Genomic DNA, 22,839 nt, shown 5'->3' on the forward strand with positions numbered 1-22,839 from the left:
ATGCCCGGAATCGGTGAAACAGCGCAGGGTAGAGACGCCGCAAGGGCGTCTCTTATTCAGATTAAGTGCGCCGGCTTAGCCCAACTGAAGTAGTTCATTTGAACGCCTCTCAATCTCCTGATAGCGCCCCTCCATCCCCGGCTTCTTGAGATCCTCATCCCAGCTCGGGATCATCTCCTTCATCCGGGCCTTGCCCTCGGCCGTCTCCAGCAGGTGGCCGAAGCACTTCTTGATCACCTCCATCACGATGTTCACCGAGACCGAGGCCCCTGGCGAAGCACCCAGCAGTGCGGAAATGCTCTTGTCCTCGTTGGTGATGACCTCGGTGCCGTAGTGCACGATACCCGCCTCGCCGTCGGTCTTTTTGATCGCCTGCACCCGGATGCCGGCGTCGATGAGCTTCCAGTCCTCGGTCTTGGCCCCGGGGTAGAAGACATGCAGGACCTCCATCCGGTCATCCATGCTCTGGGTGCCCTGCTGGACCAGATACTTCACCAGCGGCATGTTGCTCAGGCCGATCTTGATCAGGGTCGCCAGGTTGTCCGGCTTTACCGAGAGCGGCAGATCCAGATAGCTGCCCTTCTTGTGCAGGAACTTCGTGGTCCACGCCGCAAAGGGCCCGAACAGCAGCGTCTTCTTGCCGTCAAGATAGCGGGTATCCAGGTGCGGCACCGCCATCGTCGGCGCGGAGTCGAGCGGCTGCCCATACACCTTCGCCTCGTGCTGCGCCACGATCTCCGGATTGTCGCACACCAGCCACTGCCCGCCGATCGGGAAGCCACCCAGGCCCTTGGCTTCCGGGATATCGGCCTTCTGCAGCAGCCCGAGACTGCCGCCGCCTGCACCCACGAAGACAAACTTCGCATTGTTGTGGTGCGTCGCGCCACTCACCAGATCCTTCACCTCGACCTCCCAGCCCTGATCGTTCTTCGTCAGATTGGTCACGCGATGGTTGGTCGCCACACCGCAACCCGCTTGCTTCTCCAGCCAGCCGAGCAGCTTGCGGGAAATGTTCCCGAAGTTCACATCGGTCCCGGCATCCATCTTGGTCGCCGCGATCGGCACATCACCACGCTTGTCGAGCAGCAGCGGTGCCCAGGAGCGGATCTTGTCCCGGTCGGTGCTGAACTCCATCTCCTTGAAGAAATGGTGCGCCGCCATGCCTTCGTAGCGCGCCTTCAAATACGCGACCATCTTCTCGCCGTGGACGAAGCTGATATGGGGCAGGGGAGTAATGAACTCCCGCGGCTTCTCCACCATCCCGCTGGCCACCGCGTAGGCCCAGAACTGCTTGGAGTGGTCGAATTGTTCGAAAATCTCAATCGCCTTGCCCACTTTCACCGTGCCATCGGCCTCGTGGGTCGGGGTATAGCTCAGCTCGCAGATCCCCGCGTGCCCGGTGCCAGCATTGTTCCAGCCGTGCGAGCTCTCCTGCGCAAGCTCCTCGGTGACCTCGTAAACTTGGATCGAAAGGGACGGCTCCAGGCGCTTTAGCAGCGCAGCGAGATTGGCTGACATCACGCCGCTGCCAATGAGGATGACGTCGGGATTCTGGATGTGGGTCGAGTGCGGCATGGAAGTGTGAACGAACGGAGGGGATGGATTTAGTCGCTCCCGGCCCGCCTGCCAACCCCGGCGGCACGATTTGTGTGGCTTACTCGCATTTGCAAGGCCCCGAGAATCAATGATCCACGCAAATCCCTCTTTGGATTCGATAGCTAAAAGTGGAATCCAAAACGAGGCACGCCGGCCCTGCTCCGGACCCGTCCGCCGTTGTGCCGGTCAACTTTATTGTTAGGGTGGTCCGTGAAATCAATGTTAGGAAGGTATTTGGCTTGTCTTTGTGATATCCAGATATCAACTTCGCTCGCCCCCACGGTTCCCTTTTCTTGTTTCTCCTCACATGAAAATGACCAGCCATACCAACTCCCGTAACGCCTTGATCGCTTGTGCGATCGCGCTCTCCGGCGCCGCCTCCGCCGGTGTCCTCACTCCCGGTGCCGCGGCCTTCGCCGCCGCCGATGTCGATGTCTCTTCCGCCCTCAACAAGGCCGAGTTCACCACCACCCTCGAAGTCGGGGCTTCGGCAAAGACGGTGAACCGCCAGCTTGCCAAGGCGGACCTCAGCAAGAACGGTTCGATCTCACTGGTGGAGTATCTCGTCTTCGTCGGTGAACAGGAATCGCCCGGCAAGGAAGCTCTGTCCTTCGCTGATGCGGATGGGAATCATAACCTCTCCCTAGACATCAACGAGTTCTACTGGGCGACGCTCAGCAAGGCCCCGATCATCGCGATGATCAAAAACTTCCGCATCGCGGATACGGATGACAATCACCTGCTCTCCTTGGAAGAGTGGACTCTCTTCAAGCAGGGCAAGGCCAAGCCGGAGCCGGGCACCAGGTTTCTCAAGTTCGACCTCGCCGACTACAGCGAGGACAACAAGCTCAGCCTCGAGGAGTTCTCCTACGTTTACCCGCGTGGTGCCGCAGGTGCCAAGGTCACGGCCAAGTTTGCCAAGCTCGATGCGAACGAGGACGCAGTGCTGACTCGCGATGAATGGAACCCCGGCGGCCCCAAGGCTCCGCTGTAGCGATAGAGAGTTGCTAGTAGAAGTTGGATTGACTGGAGGGCGGCAGGGACAACCTTGCCGCCTTCCATTCATGCCGGATCCACCCACAAACTCTTCAGATATGCCTCGCCGGTGAAATCCGTCGGCATCGGCGCCAGCCGCGTCTTCACAGCCCGCTTTGCTATCCCGCGCACCTGCGCCTCAAAGGCCCTCGGCGGCAAGGTCCGGCAATTGGTCGAGGCCAGCAAGAAACCTCCCGGCGCGAGACAGGCAAAGGCCAGCTCAGCCAGTCGCCCATAGTCCTTCTCGACGCGGAAGACCTTGCCCTCCTTGTCCCGCGAGAAGGTCGGCGGATCGAGCACGATGCCATCGAACTTCCGGCCCTGTTTCGCGAAGCGCGCCAGCCACTGGAAGGTGTCGCCCTTGCAGAAGTAGTGCGCGGCAGGGTCGAAGCCGTTCAGCTCGAAGTTCCGCTTCGCCCAGTCGAGGTAAGGCTGGGCTAGGTCCAGTGTGGTTGCTGTCGCCCCGGCCGCCGCCGCATAGACCGAGAAGGCCCCGGTGTAGGCGAAGGTATTGAGCAGGGTCATGCCCGGCTTCAGGCGGGAGCGCAACTCGGCTCGGTTGTCCCGCTGGTCGAGGAAGATCCCCTGCGAGTAGCCGGATTGAAACGAAATCTCAAAGGCCAGCCCTCCTTCGTGGGCGGTGAAGGGCTCCTCCTGGGGCGGGCCGGAGAGGCGGGCAGGGGACTCCTTCTGCTGCTGGTCCAGCCGTTTCCAATAGACGCTCCGGCCCTGGTCCCGCAGCCAGGTACCCATTTCCCGCGGCACCTCGCGGTCGCGGGTGGAGAGCAGCCAATTTCCCGCAAAGTCTTCCAGCTCAATATCCGGAAGCCCGTCGCCGTCCCCGTCGATCAGCCGCAGGGCGTCCGTCCCCGGCACCCGCAGCGGGGCACGTTTGGCGAGGGCGGCATCGAGCAATTGGCGCATGGGAGGCATTGCCATGGAGCATCGGCCCGCTAGCATCCAGCGCGAAATGAGCGACCTCGCCTCCCGATTAGACGAAGCCCTGGCCAACGGACTCCTGCTGCAGAGCTCCCGCGTGAATATCGACCTGCTGCTCGCAGGCTCCGCCACCAAGGTGGCCAGCGAGGCTGTCACCGAGCTGGCTGAGGCCGGGGAATGGCAGGAGTTGAACGACCGCTTCTTCAAGACTCTCGCCTTCGGCACTGGCGGTCTGCGCGGCCGCACCATCGGCAGGATCGTGACCAAGGCAGAGCAGGGGAAGGGTGGCCCTAACGACCGCCCGGAGCATCCCTGCGCCGGCACGGCCACGATGAACTTCTTCAATGTCTCCCGCGCGGTTCGCGGCCTGATCGCCTACGCCAAGAAGCACGTCGGCAGCTCCCGCAAGGCCAAGCTGGTCTTCGCCCACGACAGCCGCCACTTCTCGCGCGATTTCGCCGAGTTCTGCGCCAAGGCCTCCGCCGAGCTCGGCTGCGATGCCTATCTCTTCGAGTCCGGCCGCTCGACCCCGGAGCTCTCCTTCGCCATCCGCCAGTTGCGTGCCGATGCCGGCGTGGTCCTCACCGCCAGCCACAATCCGTCCCACGACAACGGCTTCAAGGCCTACTTCACCGATGGCGCGCAGATCGTCGAGCCGAATGCCTCCGGTATCATCGCCGAGGTGAACTCGCTCCAGAATGAGATCTACGAGGCGCTGCCCGCCGATCAGCAGGGCACCGTCACCATCATCGGCAAGGATATCGACCGTCCTTACATGGACCGGCTGAAGTCCCTGCTGATGCGCCCCGAGCTTCTCAAGGGCAGCAGCACCAAGGTGGTCTATACCAATCTCCACGGCGTCGGTGGCGTGATCATCGCGCCGATGCTCCGCGAGCTCGGCTTCGAGGTCCTCACCGTGCCGGAGCAGGACATCCAGGACGGCCGCTTCCCGACCGTGGAGTCGCCGAACCCGGAGAACCCGCCGGCCCTCAAGATGGCCATCGATCTGGCCGACAAGGAGGGCGCGGAGCTGGTCATCGGCACGGATCCTGACAACGACCGCATGGGCATCGCCGTCCGCGAGGATGGCGGCAAGATGCGCGTCATCACCGGCAATCAGATCGGCTCGCTGATGGCTTGGTATCGCGCCAAGACCGCCTTCGAAATCGGCTGGCTGAACGATGCCACCCGCGCCCGCGCGCTCTTCGTGAAGACCTTCGTCACCACCGAGCTGCAGCGCGAAATCGCCGAGAAATTCGGCATCGGCGTGGTCGATACCCTCACTGGCTTCAAGTACATCGCCGAGAAGCTCCGCAAATACGAGGAAGCCATCCCGGCCGACAAGAAGGGTGGCGACTACCGCTCGCTCGACGAAGCGACCACCCGCGCCCTGCGCTTGGAATACTCGCGCTTCTTCCTCTTCGGCGGTGAGGAAAGCTACGGCTACCTCGGCTGCGACTTTGTGCGCGACAAGGACGGCAACGGTGCCGCGGTGATGTTCGCGGAAGTCGCTGCCTACGCGAAGTCCGTCGGCAAGTCGCTGGCCACCTTGCTCGACGATATCTTCATCGAGTTCGGCTACCACGAGGAGCGCGGCAAGTCCCTCACCATGGAAGGCGCGGATGGCGCGGCCAAGATCCAGGCGCTCGCCGGCTCTTACTCGCTCAATGCGCCCATCGAAGTCGATGGCTCGAAGGTTTCGCGGATCCGCGACTTCGCCACCCACGATCTCTTCGATGCCGAAGGCGATCCGCTGCCCAAGGAGAAGATGCTCTTTGTTGATCTTGAAGACGGACGCTCCTTCGCCGTGCGCCCCTCCGGCACCGAACCGAAGATCAAGTTCTACCTCTTCGGCAAGGCCAAGCCTTCGGCCGATCTCGCCGCTGCCCGCACCAAGGTCGGCGCCTCGCTCGACAGCCTCTGGGCCTGGATCGAAAGCGATGCCAAGGCTCGCCTTGCATGATCACAAGGGTGGACGCAGAGCGGCGCCTATTTCCAAAGCCCCAAAGGGGCGGCCGGGAGATAGCCCAGGGTAAGCGCAGCGCAACCCTGGGCAGGGCATGGAGAACGAATTGCCCCCTGAAGGGGGGCGAGGAGCTCACGCATGCGGAAGTGGCATCTCCACATTCTCGGTGGCCCCAGAAAGATGCCGGTGGCGCACCTCACATTCCGCTTTCTAATTGAGTCGCACCATGCCCCGCTTCCTCGCCATCATCCTCCGTCCCCTCGCTGCCATCGCCAGCGGCCTGGGCATGGCCTTGCTCTTCCCGCCTCACTCCTTCGGCAAGCTCGTCTGGATCGCTCTCGTGCCGCTACTGGCATCCCTCTGGTCCCTCCCCGAGAAACGTCGCAAGCGCAAAGCCTTCGGCCTCGGCTATCTAACCGGCCTCGCCTTCTTCCTCCTCAACATCGTCTGGCTCCGCACCGTCAGCGATGCCGGCTGGATCGCACTCTCCCTCTACCTCTCGCTCTTCCCGGCTTTCTTCGCCCTCTTCGCCTCCACCTGGGGCAACCCATGGCGCAAGAACGAGGATGAGGGCCTCTTCCATGCCCCCCTGCACGCCATGGCCTGTGCCTTGGTCTGGGCCGGCCTCGAATGGCTGCGCAGCTGGCTCTTCACCGGCTTCGGTTGGAACCCACTCGGCGTTGCCTTCCACGAGACCCCGGTCTTCGCCCAAGCCGCCGATCTCCTCGGCGCCACTGCACTCTCGATCCTGCCGATCTTCGTGCAGGGCACGCTACTCCAGCTCTGCGTCCGCCGCAGCTCCCAATATCACTCCGCGGAGCAACGCCGCCGCGTTGCCCTTGGTTCCGCGACCCTCTTCATGGCCGCCTGCTACGGCTACGGCATGTGGCGCATCAATACCGTGCAGAAGGGCGAAACGATCCCGCTCAAGGCCCTGCTCGTGCAGCTCAATATCCCGCAACAGGCCGGCGCGCAGGAATGGGAGGCCACCGAAATCCACATGGGCTATGAGGACGACACCCTCAAAGCCCTGCAGCAGCCCGGCGCTCCGAAGCCCGATTGGGTGCTATGGCCTGAGACCGCCCTAACCGGGCGCATCCTCCGTCTCGACGACGGCACCGCCTTGATGCCGATCGATAACAAGATCTCGATCGACCGTGTCCGCGAGGGCGGGGACTTCACCCTGATCATGGGGCTCAATGAGCTCGAGGGCGAACAGAAGGGCGATGAGTATTGGATGAAGGAAAACGCCCGTGGCTGGAACACCATGACGATCCTGCCTCCCGACGGCTCGATCGCGACCTTCCGCAAGCATCACCTCGTCATCTTCGGCGAATACATTCCCTTCGTGGAGAAGCTGCCCTTCCTCGCGAAGATCTACGAGCAGCAGACCGGCACCAAGTTCGGCCACGGCTTCTCCGTCGGCGAAAGCCTCGATCCAATGCCGGCCGAGGTGAAGGGCGAGTCCGTCAGCATCATCCCCACCGTCTGCTTCGAAGACACCGTCCCGCGCCTCGTCCGCAAGTTCACCCGCGACGAACCGCAGATCATCGTCAACATCACCAACGACGGCTGGTTCAAGGAAAGCGAAGGCGCCGACCAGCAATTCGCCAACGCCCGCTTCCGCGCTATCGAACTCCGCCGCCCGATGATCCGCGCCGCCAACACCGGCGTCAGCGCCGCCATCACCTCCACCGGCATCACCCTCAACCCGCACTCCCGCGAGTGGAAGTCCCAGGAACTGCGCGACGAAAACGGCAGCACCTTCACCCGCGGCACCCTCTTCGTGGACGTGGATATCCCCAAGCATCCCATCCGCACCCTCTATTCCATCATCGGCGACTGGGGCCTCATCGGCCTGGCCCTCGCCGCCATCCTCGGCATGGGCCTGAGAAGCCGCTCGCCTCAGAAGGGCGCCCCCGAAGAACCGTAGGCGCGTTCGTCAGAACGCGGAAGCCACCAGTGCAGCCCGCGCCGAAGGATCGTCCCGCTCGGCCAACAGCGCGTCCACAGTCTCGCCACAACGTCCCTCAAATGTAGGCGCGTTCGTGAGAACGCGGAAGCCACGAGACCAGCCCGCTTCCCCCCAAGCCCAAAAACAAGATTGTCCCTCTCCCTCCACATCCTCTAACATACCGGACATGTCCCATCCCGGACACCTCCCGCGTCTTCCTCCGGAAACCTATCGCGGTCGAGCGTGGGTCCATTGGACCATGGGCATACACAAACGAACCTCCGGTTGGCTCGACGCCACGATGCACCACGCATTCCGAGAGCTCCTGCTCCACGCAGGATCGCGCCACCTCGTTCACTGTCCGGCCTACTGCTTGATGCCTGATCACGCCCACATCCTCTGGATGGGGATCTCTCCCGACTCCGACCAACTTCTGGCGGCCCGCTTCCTGCGAAAACAATGGAATGCACTCCTCCTTCCACTTGGCCACCAGCTTCAAACCCAAGCCCACGACCGCGTCCTCCGCCACCACGAATGCCGGCCAGATTCCTTCGAGGACACTGTGCTCTACATCCGCCACAACCCTCAACGTGCGGGCTTGGTGAACGAATGGCAGCACTGGCTCTATGGCGGTGCCATCGTCCCGGGCTATCCTGAACTTCCAATACACCCGGCCTGCGAGTTTTGGGGAAAGTTCTGGAAGATCCACAACCGGGAGGTGACCCGCTACTACTCGATAAGCGAACCCCGAGGTCCAATCGAGGCCGAAGGCTCACCTGATACGTAGGCGCGTTCGTCAGAACGCGGAAGCTACCAGTGCTGCCCGCGTCCAAGGAATGTCCCGACCACCCCTCAAAACGGCCAAACACTGCTCCACACGCTCGCCTTCGCACAACGGATCACCTCTGTCTCATCATTGATCCGCTTGAGCGCCCGGCTGGCCTTGAGCGCCTCCGTGCCCCGCGCCACCGCGCGCCATTCGACCGCCAAACCGCTGAGCCGGAGCACGGTCCAAATCGCCACCACGCCGATCGCCCCGGCGATCGCCCAACTGGCTGACATCCGCTTCGAGAAGATCGCAAAGATCGCAACCACCATCACCAGGACCGGCAAGGCCCGGGTCAGATAGGCTCCCTTCAGCCGTGCCTTGGCGAGCGTGTCGCCATCCTTCTCTAACAACTCGAGCCCGCACTCGCGCACGGCGTTCCCCAGCGCCGCGGCGTGCGTCTCTTTGCCGCGGCGACCTGCCGGCAGGCCGAGCCGCACCCGCAGGTCCTTCACGCTGGTCTCACAATCACGCCGCGTGCCTTCCAGCTTCACCCGGCTCCAGAACCAACGCCGGGCAGCCCATGCACCGAGCACAGGAATTAGAGCCAATAGAATGAGGAGCTTTGCCACGCTTGAGACAAATAGGTCAGCGTTTCCCGCCGCCCGCGGCAAGCCATGCCTTCGGATCATCCGGCCAAGGATGCTTTGGATAGCGCCCGGCGAGGTCCTTCTTCATCTGGGTATAGCCCCCAGCCCAGAAGCTCGTGAGGTCCTTGGTCATCTGCCAGGGCCGCTGGTTTGGCGCCAGAATATGTACCAGCAGCGGCACGCGGCCATTCGCAATCATGGGCGTCTGCCACACGCCGAAGAGATCCCGCACCCTCAAGGCAATCCATGGATCCTTGCCCGCTTCATAAGTCACCTTCGGCGTCTGGCCATTTGCCAACGTCATACGCTCCGGCGCGTAGGAATCCAATGCCGCCCGCTGCGGTCCATTCAACCAATCCTTCAGCACCCGCCAGACCTGCCGCTCCTTGATGTCCTTGTAGCCGAGCGCCCCGTGGCAAATCTGCGCCACCGCCGCCGCGCGGTCTTCTTCCGACCAACCCGGCAATTCCAACTCCGGCATCCACTTGCCCAAGCCGTCGAGTCGCGCACACCACTGGTCCACCGCAGCATCCCAGTTCTTCAAGATGAGTTCTCCCGATAGCACCTTCGCGGCTAGGATCTCCGCCGCGGCATCCTCGTTCACTCCGTGGTCGCTCTCCTTGGATTCGAGCACCAGGTCGCGGAATTTCGTCTCCTTCAGCGCGACCACCCGTCTACGAGGCTCATCGTAGCTGGCACCATTCGTGAAGCTGAAATCCTCGGGAAAAAGCTCCTTCAGCCACTCAGGATCAATCGCCGTCGCGCGCCTGAGTTGCACGATCACCTCGCGCCCTTCCACCTCGGTGATCTCCGCCGCCACGAAAGCATCCGCCCGCTTCGCCGCGCTCTCCTCATCCAGCTTGCCCCGGCGCTTGCCGACCACCCGGCAGGCCAGGGTCGCCTCGCTGAAACGCACCGCCAGCCGGTCGCTGAAGGATGCCAGCATCGCCCGGCCCACCGCCTCGCGGCGCTTGGCAAAATCGACACCTTCCCATGGCCATCCCCGTTGCAGCGCCAGCCGCTGCAAGCGATCAAAACCCTGCGCCACTTCCTTCGCACCGCGCCCGTGGATCCCCAGTGGCCCGCAGCGCCGACCATCGAAGTCCATGCCCGCGGCCGAATCGAAGGCCCGCCACTCCGCCTCGAAGTCGCTACCATCCCCGGGGAAAACAAAATCCTTCCGCCCGATCCCACCGCGCTTCGAGGCAAAGATCCCTTCGCCCTGCACCGCTGCTGCAATGAACGCCATTTCCGCCACGCAGCCTTGCTCTACTCCGGCCAGCATCAGCCGCGAATAGCGCGGCTCCAGTGGCAGCGCCGCCATCGCCCGTCCCTCATCCGTCAGCGCACCATGCGCATCCAGAGCCCCCAGATCGTGCAGTAGCGACTCGGCTCGCACCAGGCTCTCCTCGAGCGGAGCATCCAGCCAACGGAACTTCCGCACCTCTGCGACCCCCGCTGCTTTGAGCAACAAAACCATCTCCGCCAAGTCCACCCGCCGCACCTCCGGCGCATCGAAGGCCTCGCGCCGGGCATGCTCACTCTCGCTCCACAGGCGGAACGCCCGCCCCGGGCCAGTGCGTCCGGCACGTCCGGCCCGCTGCTCGGTCGATGCTCGTGAAATCTTCCTAATCAACAGAGTATCAATGCCTCGTCTGGGATCAAAGCTCGCCTCCCGAGCCAGTCCCGCATCAATCACCGTCCGCACCCCCTCAATCGTCAGCGAGGTCTCGGCAACATTCGTCGAAACTATGATTTTCGGCCGCTTCCCCGGCGAAACCGCCGCCTCCTGAGCCGCCGGCGGCAGCCCACCGTGCAGCGGGAAAATGTCGTAATTCCGGAAGGCCGACGAATTCTCCAGCGCCTCCACCGTCTTGCGGATCTCGTGCATCCCCGGCAGGAAGCACAGCACATCGCCCGGCTCTGGCATTCCCAAGGCTTCTTTGCAGACCGTCGCGATCCGCTCCCAGACCGGCGTCTCCATCGGCGGCCCGCCGCGGCGATCATTGGTTTTCGGCCGCTCCGGACGGTAGGCGACCTCGATCGGGTAAGTCCGTCCGCCCGCTTCCAGCATTTTGGCCGGGGCCAAGTAATCCGCCAGCCCATGGGTTTCGAGGGTGGCTGACATCACCAGCACCCGCAGGTCAGGGCGGCCAGTCTCCTGAAGATTAAGGCAGCGCCCCAGCGCCACGTCCACCGCCAGACGGCGCTCGTGGAACTCATCGAAAACCACCGCGCCAACTCCGCTGAGCTGTGGATCGTCCTGCAGCCAGCGCTGGAAAACCCCGTCGGTCATGTAGATCAGGCGGGTGTCCCGGCCGTATTTTGTGTCAAAGCGGACCGCATAGCCGACCTCGCCGCCGAGGGTGGCACCGCGGAGCTTCGCGACCCAGCCCGCCAACAGGCGTGCAGCCATTCGTCGCGGCTCGATCACGAGGATTTTCCCAGCGATTCCGGCGTCCATGAGCATCCCTGGCACGGCGGTGGATTTACCCGATCCTGTGGGGGCTTTGAGCAGCACACGGTCGCGTTCGCCGGGGGCTACTGCGGCTTTCAGATCGGCTTCGATTTCATGGACGGGCAAGCGCACGCCCCGCGATAGCGGCGAAACCGGGGTAAGGAAAAGGCCAAAGCAGGGCGAAAGAGGGTCGGGAATGGCCCGGTATTGGGCATTGCAAGGCCCGGTGCAGGGCCTAAACTCCAGACACTATGTTTAACTTCGGTGGCCAAGAAATGATCGTCATTTTCCTGATCGTCTTGCTCCTGTTCGGGGCCAAGAAGCTTCCGGAACTGGCCCGCGGGGTGGGCAAGAGCATGGGCGAGTTCAAGAAGGCGCGCAACGATTTCGAGAACGAGATCAAGGGCTGAAAAAAGCGATCGCTCTTTAATTTTTCCAGACGGTTTCCCACATGGCGGACGCTCGCCTCATGAGGGCGGCGATCCGAGCAGCCAGGCAGTGATTCCCATTGCATGGCCAGCCAAGGGGGCCTACTCTTTTTACCAACAACTCCACGCTCGCTATGAACTTCGGTGGCCAAGAAATGATTGTCATTTTCCTGATCGTCTTGCTCCTGTTCGGAGCCAAGAAGCTTCCGGAACTGGCCCGCGGGGTGGGCAAGAGCATGGGCGAATTCAAGAAGGCCCGTGATGATTTCGAACGCGAGATCACCCGCTCCGAGCAGGATGTGAAGACTCGCGAAACGGCCAAAAAGGAGGAAGAAGAAATCCGCATCAAGCAAGCCGCCAGCAGCGAGCCGGTCGAGAAGGCCTGATGTCAGAGTTCCCTCAGATCGATTTTAAACGCAGCGCCCCGGGATTACTCGGGGCGTTTTGCTTGGCACTTGGCCTGGGTGCCTGCCGCGAAAAGGAGCAGGGCGGCGATTGGGCAGGCCAGAAGGTCCCCGCACAGGGAGAGGCGTCGTCGGCGCCCGCTCCTCAGTCAGCACCCTCAGTGGGTCCGGTCGCACCGGCAGCTGACACCAGCGATCCTTCAAGGCTCCGCTTTGTGGCCTACAATGTGGAGAACTGGCTGACGATCGAACGCACCGAGAACGGCAAGCTCACGAGTGGTGCCAAGCCGGAGAAACAACGCAATGCGGTCACGCAGGCGATCGTTTCGGTGAAGCCGGATATCCTTGGCGTTGCGGAGATCGGCAAAGAGGAGGACGTGAGGGATTTACAGAAGCATCTGGCTGATGCCGGATGGCCAATGACCTATTCATACCAGAACCACGGGGCTGATCCCACGCGAAGCCTGGTGCTGCTGTCGCGCTATCCGATCGGTAAGACGGTCAAGCATGAGAATCTCACCTATCGCTTGCAGGGTGAGGAGTTCGCCATGCAGCGCGGGATTCTAGATGCCAGTGTGGATACGCCGGTGGGTACATTCCGCTTCATCGGCCTGCACCTGAAGTCGAAGCGCGATGTCCAGGAGGGCGATGAAGAAGAGATGCGGCGCAACGAGGCCCATCTGCTGCGGCGCGAACTCGATGCGATCCTTAGCCAAGACCCGCAAGCGCGGTTGGTGGTGTATGGGGATTTCAACGATACCCGCAATAGCCCTTCAATCCGCACGGTTCAGGGTTCAGGGCGCGATCCCAGCACCCTGAACATGCTGCCGCTGCGGGACTCCCGCGGTGAGTATTGGACCCATCATTGGGATTTTCAGGATGTCTATTCGCGGATCGATTACGTGATGGTCTCGCAGGCTTTGAAGGAATCGGTGGATCGCGAGAAGTCGCGGGTCGTCGATGGCAAAGAGGTGAGCGGTGGCAGCGATCATCGGCCCTTGCTGGTGATCTTGAAGAAGTAAGCCGCGCTTGGGTGCCTAGGCGTGGAGTTCGATCATCATCACGCTTAGCGCCGGCATGGAGGGCAAGGGGATGCCGCCGTAGGGCAGTTCCTCGGATGCCATCTCCGCTGCCCAGCCTTCAGCCAGGCGCTCACGGAAGCTTAGCTTCCCGGCGGTATCCATGCCCAGCCAGCCCAGCGCATGCTGGGGGATTCTCACGCGAATTCCGTGCATGGCTTGGCTGCCGTTGAAGTTCGCTACGACCATGAAGGCTTGGCCTGACTCGGGATCTTGCCGCAGGAAGGCGTAGAGCCAGTGTCCGCTGGCAGTCTCACCATCCAGCCTGCCGAAGTTGGGGTTCTCCTTGTTCGCATGGTTCAGGCCGTAGAACTCGCCGCGGGTGAAGGCGGGCTCGTGCATGAGCCGGATTAGGCGGCCATACCACCCGCGCAGCTCGCGCTGTTCAGGACTCAGGCGGCCGCCATCGAAGTTGCCGCCATTAACCCACTTCGTGAACTCGGGCATCGACCAGTAGTCGAAGATGGTCGTGCGTGCATTGTCGCCACCGAAGCCCGCCGCGCCTTCCGCGGGCTCACCGACTTCCTGACCGCTGTAGAGCATGATCGGACCGCGGCCCATGGCATAAACGACCGCCGACACCGGGCGGCCGACTGCCATGCCGAGGCCACCCCATTCCTTCGGGCTGGCGAGGCGCACTTCGTCATGGTTCTCGGCATAGCGCAGCGAGCGGTGGAAGCGCGTGCCGGTGAAGGTGAGGGCGTCGAGGTCGTTGGCCCACTTGCCCGAGGAGTCGTAAAGGCCTTCAAGGACATCGTAGACCGGGTCGTCGTAAATCGCGTCGAAGCCAGCCTCTAACAGCGCGTCGAGTACATGCCCGTCGCAGAGCTTGGCGGGATCGTTGTCATAGGCCTCCGCGCAGAAGAAGGCTGCGGAATTCCGGGCGCGGGCTCGGCGAACGGCCCAGCGCCAGAACTCCATCGGGATCATGTGGGCCATGTCCGCGCGGAAGCCATCCACTCCCAACTTTTGCCAGTAGGAAAGTACGGCATCCATCGTACGCCAGGTGCGGGGCACTGTTTCCGGCGAGGCATTCGAGGCGGGCAGGTGGGAGGTGTCACGGCCCTTGGTGAAGTCGTGGCCGTAATTGAGCTTCACCGTCTCATACCAATCGTAGATCGAGGGTGCCCAGGAGATCACGTTGTTGCCGCTGACCCGGCCATAGTCCGTCTCCGGTGCGAAGAGCCCACTGCAGCCGGCCTGCCCGGCAGTGGGCAGCTTTAGCGGCGGACCCTCGCCGGGATGTTCCGGGCGCAGGTAGAAGAAATGGTTGTCGCGAGCGAAGAAGACCTCGTGGTCATCACCCTCGCCGAAGGACAGGTCGGGCTTGATGTCAGAGTGGTAGGATCGGGCGACGTGGTTCGGCACGAAGTCGATGATGACCTTCAGTCCGTGGGCGTGGCAGCGCTCCGCCAAGGACTCGAACTCCGCCAGGCGTTCGGCGGGATTCACCGCATAGTCCGGGCAGACATCGAAGTAGTCCTTGATCGCATAGGGGCTGCCCGCGATGCCTTTGAGAATGTCCGGGGGATCGGCCGGGCGCTCCGGGTGGGCAGTGCCACTGGCCTGCTCGTGGATTCCGGTAAGCCAGATGTGCGTGAAGCCCATCTGCTTCAGCGAGTCCAAGGCTGCATTCGTGATATCGTTGAACTTCCCGCAGCCATTCACCGCCAGCGGCGCGTTGAACTGGCGGGTCTCAACGGTATTCGCGAACAAGCGCGGCAGCATCTGGTAGATGGCCGGGCGCGAGGTCGCGAGGCTGGAAGAATTTTCCGGCAAGGGTGCCAAGATGGATCCGGGCCTCCCTTTTGTCCAACGACTACTATGTCCTGACAGCCAACGGGATTTGCTTTCCCGGGCCGGGAACAGATGCTGTTCGTAAAACGTCATGACCACGATAGGCCCCGTCAAACGACTACCGTCCGTGTTCTGGATAGGGCTCTTGCTGGTGGTGATTCTTCTATGGGCTTGGGCGGATTCCCCAAATCACGCGACAGGCTGGTATTATTCGCGGACTCCAGAGCGCGCCATGGGGGGCAAGGCTCTGGGCCTCAGCCATTGACGCCGAGTTCCACCGCAAGGAGAAGCTTCTGGAATTCGAGGAGGGTCCGAACTTCGGTTTCCCCGTGACCGGACCTTGGGGCTCATGGCATCGCCATCCTGATGTCAGCGATGAATCTTGGTTTCCGACCTTCCTACACCGGGAAGATGCGGAAACCGGGTGACGATGGTCCTTCATCACACATCGACCGTAACCATACCCTTGTGGCAGCTCTTGGCGAGCTACTTGCCGCTGTGGGTTCTATTGAGCTGGTGGCAGTTGTATAGGCGGAAGAGGAGGATTGAAAAGTCCGTGCCTCGCTAGGGCTCAGCTGTAGCCGCCAGGATCCGGCGGTCTTCGGGGATCACCTTGATGGCCAGAGGGCCTAGGCGGGGCTCGGTACCGGGGACGATGAAGACGAGGCGGCGGACCTCACGCTCGGCCTTCCAGATGCCGGTATAGAGAGGCTCTTGAGGTGCCTCCGTGGTGGAGATGGCGATGGGCAAGGCCTTCTCGCCTTCCGGTTGGAGATCGACCGGTTGCCAGCCGACGGGAAGCTGCTTGCGGATGCTGCCGAGGGCGAGGTTGAGCGGCTTGCCAGTGGAGTTCAGGACGCGGAAGGTACCCCAAGGGAAGGAGCTGGTGTCATCCTCAATGGCGAAGCCGCGGAGGCCTGAGGCAGCCTTGGTATCCGGCAGGAGCAAGACCAAGGGCTTGGTCATACCGGTGCCGAGCTTCACCGTGAAGGTCAGCGGCTTGTCGGAACTATCCTTGCGATCGAGCGCGCGCAGGGCGAGTTCGCCGCTTGGCAGCAGCGATGCGGTCACGGCTTCGGTGCGCTTCAAGGGATGAAGTTCCTTCACGGCGATCTCGCTCTCGCCCACCGCGATCTGGCGGGTCGCGACCTGCTCGTCCCAAGCGAGGAAACTGACATCAAGGGCGCGGGCAGCGGGGAGGACGGCGATGGACGAGGCGACAAGACAGCGGAGCAAAGACTTCATGAAACAAAACAAGACGGGAAATCAGGCGCCCAATTCATCCTCCTGCAAGTCGCGGAAGGAGACGATTTCGAAACGGCGGCCGAAGCGCGCATTGATGGGTGTAAGGTCGAGCGGTTGCTCGGTGGCGTTGTCGTTCGGATCGGGATCGAGGAGATCCGGCACGCGCTGCACCACAGCCTCACACCAGGCGCGGGCGAGGAGCTTGCCATTCGCGTCCTTCGCCTCGCCATAGGCGCGGATGGTGAAGGTATCCGAGCGGACCGTGATGAAGGGGCCGAGCGCAGTCAGTAGGTCCGCTTGGGTCAGCCAGCCCGGGGTGCCGATGCCGGTGTAGGGCTCGGGAATGTTGGCCTGGAAGGGATAGCCGTCGCGGCTGAATCTCTCGACCGTGGCCTGGGAGTTCAGCTTGGCGCGGTCGATGGCGGCTTGAAGCGCACCTTTGAGGCCGACCTTGCCAGACGAGAGGCGGCGGTTGACGAACTCACCAAGGGATTGGAAGGGCCCGCGGTCACGGACTTCCTTTACGATCTCGGTGGCCAAGACGCGGATCTCGGCATCGGAGAGTTCGCGGAAGCCGTTCCACAGGTCACCGGGGCTACCTGCAGGATGACGCAGGCGCGGCACCGGAGTGGAATCGTCCGAATAATAAGGTCCCTTGCCGGTGACATCCAGGGTGCTGCCACGCAGGCTGGACAGCATGGCCCGCCAAGCGGCCTCGTTCACCGAGTTTACATTGAAAGCACCGTCCACCAGCAGGTGTGCCGCAGCCCAGCGGCAGCCGGCGGGCGAGTTCAAGCGGTTGAGGATCTGCTCATTGGTCAGGCCACCGCGGTAGAGGAGGTGGCGCGGATTGCGCAGCGGATGGTCCTCCGGGTCTGTCACCCACTCCTTGAGGACATCGCCGAGACTCTGCTTCACCGGGGCGAGCGGCCGGTCATAAGCCTGCGCCGAACCACGGGTGCCGGGCGGTGATGATGTGGGTTCGGTGCGGGGACCAAGCGAGGAGAAGAAGAAGCCGTCCCACAGTGCAGCATTCACCAGATAGGAGCTGTCATAGAGCCCGACGCCGTTGGGCTCGATCTTCTCGCCGTTGATCGGCGCGGTCCTGAGATGGTTGACTACCTTGGAATTGGCGACGAAGCCGGAGGCCCAAGCATTCCCGAACTGCGAACCCGGGGTGAAAGCGGAGTCCGCAAGATCAGCACCCTGGAAGGCTCCGAGCGAGAGCATGGGCTCGCGTGGGATCTCGAAGAAGGAGAGGTGGTCCCGACCGCTGCCGGAGGTATTGCTCATCCCATAGTAGGAGCGCTGGCCATCGCCGGTGACCTGAAAGGCGGTGCTGATGAAGTCGGAGACCGCATGCATGGTCGACTCGTAGTGCGGGCCGGCCGCGAAGTTCTGCGAGCCGGAGAGCATGCCATTCACGTAGCGTTGGCGCGGATTGACGGTATAGACGAGATCGGCCACCTGACCGGCCTCACCGGCGGTGCGATGATAGGTTTCGAGCAATGCCACCGGCTGCGGCTTGGCCTTTAGAGCGGCGCCGGGATAGGACGGTGATTCAAGCGTCTGCTGGGCGATCTTACCGCTATGGATCTGGACTTCAGAGAGCGTCTTGCCGCGGACCAAGTTCTTCATGCGGCCAGCGTCTTCGGCACGGACGAAGTAATGGAAGCCATCGAAGCGGAGATCGATTTTGACCTTCACCTGATCGGTCCTGGAGATCTGGCGGGTGATGGGTTCGCCCATGCTAATGTTCATCGGCACGCCGATGCCGCCGCCCAATGCCAGGTCTTCCGCCGTGACTGCCGGCTTCATGTAGATCGAGGTGCGGTTCTTCTCGTCCGGGAAGCGGTCATAGCGGACCACCGACTTAGAGGAGGGGACGAAGACCCTAACTTCACCCGGGCCGATCCGGATCGGGGTCTTGAGGCTCTTGGTGCCGTCGCCCGTGAGATTGCAATAGAAGTAAGGTTCCTTTTGCCGGCCTTCACGGGCACCTGTGGAATCCTTGCCCATGTGATAGGAAAGCGGCACCTGCGGGAGCGCTTGGCCATTCACGCTGAAGGTCTCAAAAATCGGGATGTCCATCCATGGGAAGACCACGAAGCCTTCTGATTCCACCGCGACATTGTAGGGATTCCACAGCGTGATCACCGGGGTGAACACGGTATTGAGATAGCCGGAGGAATCCACCGACAGACAGACGAAGAAGAGGATCCGGTCGAGCACCGGCGCGACCGAAGTCTCACTGCCACGGGTGGCGAGGGGATCACCCCAGTAGCTGCTAGCCTGCGGGCGGTAAGAGGCGGTGGGGCCGCCGGAGTCGTAGAGATACTTGTAGAGATTGTGGTAGGAACGCAGCGACTGGAAGGTGGGTGCCGAGCCACTTTCGAAGATGTGATCGTAGGTCACCGAGCGGTAGTTCATGGTGACCTTCACGGGGGTGCCGCCGTTGAGCGGCTGGAAGAGCGGCACTTCGCCCTGAGGGGCATTGCCACCGCCGAAGGGATTCACCACCTTGTCCCAGCGCGGCTGCCTGAAACTGTTGTCATCGAGCTCGAAGCCGAGCGAGAGGTCGGTTTTGAGACCACCCTTCACCACGTCTGCGAGCACGCCCCGGGCAACTGCCGTGTGCTCGCGGCCGAGTTGGACGACTTTGTTTTTGGCGAGATTGAAGTCCTGATCGAGTACGGCCTGCTGGATGCCGAGCACGCGGGCAGAGCGCTGGGACCAGCCCTTGCTGGGCTGCAGGGCGAGATCGGAGAGTGCCAGATTCGGGCCGTCCGGTGCTTGAATTGCGTCGTTGCTGGCGGTTCGCTGCGAATCGTTGCCAAGATTGATCCGGGCCTTGGTGCCTTCCTGGGTCACGGCCCAGGCCATCGAGCTGCTGCCGCCGGTCTGATCCGCTACCGGAATGCAGGCCGCGCGCATCTCGAAGCCATCGCGCTCCTTTGAAAACAGCCGCGGGTCCCCAGGGGAAAGAGGTCTGCTTGCAAAGTCGCGGGTCTTCAGGGCATCCGGATCCGGGCTGGAGGCCAGCCAAGTGCGGAAGCGATCACGCTTCCAAGCATCATAGGCAGGTGCCGCCGAAGTCACATTGCTGGTTTGGCTGCCGGCGGCGGAGTTCCAGACGCCGACCAATTGTGGCTGGGCGGAGGTGACGGAAAGCAGAGATGCATCCGCAGTCACCCGGCGGTCGTCACCGAGTTCGCTTTGCATCTGGCCCAAGGCTAGGGACAGGGCCAAGCGGGCATTTGCCTGAGCGGTGCGGCGGGCTTCGCTCATGCTGGAGCCGCGGAGCGAAACATTCGCCAAGGAGAGGAGACCTATGGCGAGAACGGACAGGAGCGTCAGCAGCATCAGGACAACCACCAGCGCAAACCCCTTCTTGCCGGCGGCACGAGCCATCCGGGAGTGTGGGGTTTTGAAGCGGGCCGATCCGGAAGGCGTCATGGGTTTTGTACCTGCTCCGTAATCACGCAGATTGTGGGCCGATCGCTAAGTGGTAGGCCCTTTTCCTGTGGTCTTCAATCTCATTTTCGCAGAGGAATAGATGAATATGCTCAATGATCCCTAGGGGTTGAGCTTTGATACGGAATTACCCGTGGCGCGATTGCGCAGGAATTCGCCAAAATTAGCGATTCGACGAGTTTCCCCCGTCTTGCTGATACGTAAGCATCCGTACCTTGAGGTCATCCAAGGAAACGTCGCCGCCGCCATCGTTCGAAACCACGAGAGAGTCGAGCGAATGACCGGATCCCACCTGGAAGGGAGTGTCGATGAGTTCGCCCTTGGTGTCGGTCCCTTTGTAAAGGCTTACCAAGCCAGTCCCGCTGTCGTAGCTGAGGGTGATGTCAGCCTCCGACAGGGCGGAGACCCGGGTGCCGATCGAGTACTTCGTGGGATCGTTCTCAGGTTTGATCTCGTCCTTGATCTGCCAGTGGTGGTCGCGGGATTTGCGGGCCACCAAGCTGAAGGCGGGGCCTGCATTGCCGCTGCGAATAAAGGTGATGCGCTCTGCAGCATCGGGGAAGGCTGCCTTGTCCCAGATATTCGCGGGGCCGCGGGTGGAGAAGGTGACGATGTAAACCTTGCGGTCGGTAGTCTGCCCGCCCTTGAAGCGGGCGAGCAGAGAGCGCGGGCCCTTCGAAGTATCGAGCCTGCCGCCGGTGATGGTAGAGGGGTTGATCTCCATCTGGGTGACCCAAGGCAGACCGATGTCCGGCATCTTGCCGTCGATCTTGGTGCCGTCCGCTTCGTTGAAGTCGTCGTCGAAGATGGTGACATCGCGCGGCAGGCTCTCGGCGAAGCGACCGCGGGTGCCCAAGCCACCTTGGATCGCGCCCTTGCCGGTCCAGCGGGCCATCTCGCCGGCGCGGATCTCGTGTTCCACCTTGCCGTCTGCCTCCCGGACAATCCCCACGGTGCCGTCGATCACGTGGACTTCCACCTGCTTGGTGCTGCTCACATTGACGCCGAACTGGGTGCCGATGTCGCGGAGAGTGCCGCCACCTGGGGTCAAGACCTCGAAGCCTTTGCCGCCGGGCTGGATAGCGAGGAAAGCGCTGCCTTCCTGGAGATCCAGTTTGCCCTTTTTAGCCGGTAGGCGGAAGCGTGCGGGAGCCTCGACGACAACCTTCACGTGAGTGCCGATGTCCATAGACAGCAGGCCGTTCGTGACCACGACTTCCTGATCCTTCTCGAGGGTGGTATCGGTATCGATGGGCTGTCTGACGCCGGCGATGGTGTAGATGCACTCCTTGGAGGCGCTCAGGGTCGCGGCGGAGGGTTGGCCGCGGAAGAGGTAGGTGCCGCCCAAGGTCAGCAGTACGCAGGCGGCTGCGGCCCAGAAGGCGATTCTGATCACCTTGTGCTTCGAGCGCCGGACCACCCAATGATCCTCCATGGTCTTGGCCTGGACCGAAATGTGAGTGGGCACTTCGTAGCGCTCCGAGAGCATCAGATCGACGCCGATAAGATCGTAGTATTCAGCGCGGATCTCTGGATTGACCCGCATCGCGCCTTGTAGCCGCGCAAAATCCTCACGGCTGATCGAGCCATCGATCAGGCGATTGAGGAGGCGGTTGACATCGTGTTCTTCCATTAGCTCAGGATTCGCGAGGGGAGAGTTGGCCGCGGATGCAGCGGCGGAGATTGCCGCGAAGCTGGAATAATCGGGCCTTGAGGGTGCCGACGCTGCGCTCGGTGGCGCGGGCGAGGGCTTCGAGGGATCCGCCGGACCAGTAGTGGTGGCGGATCAATTCGTCGTCTTTGGGGGTGAGTTTCTTGAGACACTCGGTCAAAGCGAGGCGCCTTTCGGGTAGTTCGTCGATGACCGAGGGCATCTCGGAGGCGAAGCACTCGATCAGATCCGCATCGAAGCAGACCGAGCGGTCCTTCTTCTTGCGGCGGAGGTAAGTCATCACCTCAAGCTGGGCGATGCGGAAGGCCCAGTTCTTGAAGCTGCTGCCGGGCCGGAATTTCTCGCGCTTGCGCCAGAGGATCATATTCACGGCCTGGCGGATATCGGCGGCCGCGTGCGGGTCCCCGCAGAGCGCTCGAATAAAATAGAACAGGTCGCCCTGACACTGGGTCAGCTCCTGAACGAAGTCTTCGAGGTTGTCCTTCTTTTTGCGGTCCATGGGCAGCGAGAACGCTAATTCACGTGAGGGAGGCCATGCCCGGTTTAGCGGAATGACCATAAATTCAAGGATTCACGGGAATTCGGCATAACCGTGAAATTACGAAGGGAAGCGGGGGAAATGCGCGAACGCGTGTCGATTTAACCCGAGTGGATCCGCCCCCGGCCAGCCCCGATTTTGCATAGGGATGTTGTAGGGGAAGGGGGATGCCGCGCTTTTTCGAATTGACGCTGCGTCCGCGAGGAAAGATCCACACGGGCGTCTTGAACCGCTTCGTGCGCATTGCCGTCGCCGTCCTTGGCTGCCTGCATCTCTGCGGCGGCCAGTGGGGGGCGTTGCAGGTGGTGGCGTGGACGAAGATGATCGTCGACTACTCGGCGCAGGATGGCTTGGCCGAAGGCGCTGCAAAGACCTTCGACGGGGCGCACCCCTGCTGCATGTGCAAGGCGATCGCCGAGGGCAAGAAACAGGAGAGCAAGGAGCAGAATAGCAAAGCACCCCTCGCGGCGCAGAATCTGGCGCTGAAGGAGTGTGTGCTCGGCAAGCCGATCGTGGTGCCTCCGCCTGTGACTTGCGAAGCGACGGTGGTGGTCCTGCCTGACTTCGCGAGTAACGGAGCATGGGTTGGCTATCGTCCGCCAGTGCCACCGCCACGACTGGCCGCCTGATCCATCCCGAACTTCCGGTGGATTGATTGCCGCGGGAGGACTGTCGTCGGGTTGACTCATGCCTAGCTGTGGGCGGCACACCTGTGCCGGGCCGGAGCGAGGCGAGGATGCCGAGGTGGTGCCGAGCCGTTCATCGATAGCTATCTACTGGAATCATCGTGGCCCGATTCAAGCCGCCTGCATGAAGGGCGAGTTTGTTTGTCTGCACG

The 22,839-nt window shown here is 62.3% G+C and carries 17 protein-coding genes; 8 read left to right on the plus strand and 9 right to left on the minus strand.

The window, feature by feature from the left end:
- Positions 1-75: 75 nt before the first annotated feature.
- Positions 76-1,575 carry a malate dehydrogenase (quinone) gene (mqo, locus tag BV071_RS01505; protein WP_035601160.1) on the minus strand — a complete coding sequence of 500 codons (1,500 nt, stop codon included), beginning with the start codon at positions 1,573-1,575 and terminating at the stop codon, positions 76-78.
- A 328-nt stretch (positions 1,576-1,903) separates the two neighbouring features.
- On the opposite strand from mqo, the gene BV071_RS01510 reads away from it, so the two are divergent.
- A complete protein-coding gene (locus BV071_RS01510; RefSeq protein ID WP_035601163.1) occupies positions 1,904-2,590 on the plus strand; it encodes a hypothetical protein in 687 nt (228 codons plus the stop codon).
- A 68-nt stretch (positions 2,591-2,658) separates the two neighbouring features.
- Here the strand turns inward: BV071_RS01510 and BV071_RS01515 are convergent, their stop codons facing one another.
- Positions 2,659-3,555, minus strand: coding sequence for a class I SAM-dependent methyltransferase (locus tag BV071_RS01515; RefSeq protein ID WP_265593934.1), 897 nt, complete (start codon positions 3,553-3,555; stop codon positions 2,659-2,661).
- A gap of 46 nt (positions 3,556-3,601) precedes the next feature.
- Between BV071_RS01515 and BV071_RS01520 the strand changes: the two genes are divergently transcribed.
- The 3 genes from BV071_RS01520 (at position 3,602) to BV071_RS01530 (ending at position 8,277) form a co-directional block, all read left to right on the plus strand.
- Positions 3,602-5,533 (plus strand): phospho-sugar mutase, encoded by a 1,932-nt coding sequence (locus BV071_RS01520; protein ID WP_035601167.1) that lies wholly within the window; start codon positions 3,602-3,604, stop codon positions 5,531-5,533.
- A gap of 229 nt (positions 5,534-5,762) precedes the next feature.
- Positions 5,763-7,469 (plus strand): apolipoprotein N-acyltransferase, encoded by a 1,707-nt coding sequence (lnt, locus tag BV071_RS01525; protein WP_035601169.1) that lies wholly within the window; start codon positions 5,763-5,765, stop codon positions 7,467-7,469.
- A gap of 397 nt (positions 7,470-7,866) precedes the next feature.
- Entirely contained in the window at positions 7,867-8,277 is a 411-nt protein-coding gene (locus tag BV071_RS01530) for a hypothetical protein (RefSeq protein WP_265593935.1), read from the plus strand.
- 65 nt (positions 8,278-8,342) lie between these two features.
- Here BV071_RS01530 and BV071_RS01535 read toward each other — a convergent pair whose 3' ends face one another.
- A complete protein-coding gene (locus BV071_RS01535) occupies positions 8,343-8,888 on the minus strand; it encodes a zinc metallopeptidase (protein WP_265593936.1) in 546 nt (181 codons plus the stop codon).
- Positions 8,889-8,904: 16 nt separating this feature from the next.
- On the minus strand, positions 8,905-11,496 hold the full coding sequence (hrpB, locus tag BV071_RS01540; protein ID WP_035601176.1) for an ATP-dependent helicase HrpB: 2,592 nt from the start codon (positions 11,494-11,496) through the stop codon (positions 8,905-8,907).
- Between the two features lie 119 nt (positions 11,497-11,615).
- Between hrpB and BV071_RS01545 the strand changes: the two genes are divergently transcribed.
- The 3 genes from BV071_RS01545 to BV071_RS01555 all read left to right on the plus strand — a co-directional run bounded on the left by BV071_RS01545 (position 11,616) and on the right by BV071_RS01555 (position 13,218).
- Positions 11,616-11,774, plus strand: coding sequence for a twin-arginine translocase TatA/TatE family subunit (locus BV071_RS01545; RefSeq protein WP_035601179.1), 159 nt, complete (start codon positions 11,616-11,618; stop codon positions 11,772-11,774).
- Between the two features lie 152 nt (positions 11,775-11,926).
- Positions 11,927-12,178 (plus strand): twin-arginine translocase TatA/TatE family subunit, encoded by a 252-nt coding sequence (gene tatA, locus BV071_RS01550; protein ID WP_035601181.1) that lies wholly within the window; start codon positions 11,927-11,929, stop codon positions 12,176-12,178.
- A 62-nt stretch (positions 12,179-12,240) separates the two neighbouring features.
- Positions 12,241-13,218 (plus strand): endonuclease/exonuclease/phosphatase family protein, encoded by a 978-nt coding sequence (locus BV071_RS01555; protein ID WP_265593937.1) that lies wholly within the window; start codon positions 12,241-12,243, stop codon positions 13,216-13,218.
- A 15-nt stretch (positions 13,219-13,233) separates the two neighbouring features.
- On the opposite strand, the gene BV071_RS01560 is transcribed toward BV071_RS01555, so the two are convergent.
- From BV071_RS01560 to BV071_RS01580, 5 genes are all read right to left on the minus strand, one after another.
- On the minus strand, positions 13,234-15,054 hold the full coding sequence (locus BV071_RS01560; protein ID WP_052572748.1) for an alpha-amylase family glycosyl hydrolase: 1,821 nt from the start codon (positions 15,052-15,054) through the stop codon (positions 13,234-13,236).
- Positions 15,055-15,636: 582 nt separating this feature from the next.
- Positions 15,637-16,317 (minus strand): hypothetical protein, encoded by a 681-nt coding sequence (locus BV071_RS01565; RefSeq protein ID WP_035601184.1) that lies wholly within the window; start codon positions 16,315-16,317, stop codon positions 15,637-15,639.
- 21 nt (positions 16,318-16,338) lie between these two features.
- On the minus strand, positions 16,339-19,728 hold the full coding sequence (locus tag BV071_RS01570) for a hypothetical protein (RefSeq protein WP_035601187.1): 3,390 nt from the start codon (positions 19,726-19,728) through the stop codon (positions 16,339-16,341).
- A gap of 226 nt (positions 19,729-19,954) precedes the next feature.
- Positions 19,955-21,424 carry a FecR domain-containing protein gene (locus BV071_RS01575; RefSeq protein WP_035601189.1) on the minus strand — a complete coding sequence of 490 codons (1,470 nt, stop codon included), beginning with the start codon at positions 21,422-21,424 and terminating at the stop codon, positions 19,955-19,957.
- A gap of 4 nt (positions 21,425-21,428) precedes the next feature.
- Entirely contained in the window at positions 21,429-21,962 is a 534-nt protein-coding gene (locus BV071_RS01580; protein WP_035601192.1) for a sigma-70 family RNA polymerase sigma factor, read from the minus strand.
- Positions 21,963-22,225: 263 nt separating this feature from the next.
- Here BV071_RS01580 and BV071_RS01585 point away from each other — a divergent pair, with 263 nt between their 5' ends.
- The gene (locus BV071_RS01585) at positions 22,226-22,630 is read left to right on the plus strand and encodes a hypothetical protein (RefSeq protein WP_265593938.1); all 405 of its coding nucleotides are present in this window, start codon (positions 22,226-22,228) and stop codon (positions 22,628-22,630) included.
- Positions 22,631-22,839 lie beyond the last annotated feature (209 nt).

This window comes from Haloferula sp. BvORR071 (assembly GCF_000739615.1).
Lineage (GTDB): Bacteria > Verrucomicrobiota > Verrucomicrobiia > Verrucomicrobiales > Akkermansiaceae > Haloferula.

Coding starts and splice junctions, on each gene's coding strand:
- mqo (WP_035601160.1), bottom strand. CDS start 1,575: ATGCCGCACTCGACCCACATCCAGAATCCCGACGTCATCCTCATTGGC.
- BV071_RS01510 (WP_035601163.1), top strand. CDS start 1,904: ATGAAAATGACCAGCCATACCAACTCCCGTAACGCCTTGATCGCTTGT.
- BV071_RS01515 (WP_265593934.1), bottom strand. CDS start 3,555: ATGCGCCAATTGCTCGATGCCGCCCTCGCCAAACGTGCCCCGCTGCGG.
- BV071_RS01520 (WP_035601167.1), top strand. CDS start 3,602: ATGAGCGACCTCGCCTCCCGATTAGACGAAGCCCTGGCCAACGGACTC.
- lnt (WP_035601169.1), top strand. CDS start 5,763: ATGCCCCGCTTCCTCGCCATCATCCTCCGTCCCCTCGCTGCCATCGCC.
- BV071_RS01530 (WP_265593935.1), top strand. CDS start 7,867: ATGCCTGATCACGCCCACATCCTCTGGATGGGGATCTCTCCCGACTCC.
- BV071_RS01545 (WP_035601179.1), top strand. CDS start 11,616: ATGTTTAACTTCGGTGGCCAAGAAATGATCGTCATTTTCCTGATCGTC.
- tatA (WP_035601181.1), top strand. CDS start 11,927: ATGAACTTCGGTGGCCAAGAAATGATTGTCATTTTCCTGATCGTCTTG.
- BV071_RS01565 (WP_035601184.1), bottom strand. CDS start 16,317: ATGAAGTCTTTGCTCCGCTGTCTTGTCGCCTCGTCCATCGCCGTCCTC.
- BV071_RS01570 (WP_035601187.1), bottom strand. CDS start 19,728: ATGGCTCGTGCCGCCGGCAAGAAGGGGTTTGCGCTGGTGGTTGTCCTG.
- BV071_RS01575 (WP_035601189.1), bottom strand. CDS start 21,424: ATGGAAGAACACGATGTCAACCGCCTCCTCAATCGCCTGATCGATGGC.
- BV071_RS01580 (WP_035601192.1), bottom strand. CDS start 21,962: ATGGACCGCAAAAAGAAGGACAACCTCGAAGACTTCGTTCAGGAGCTG.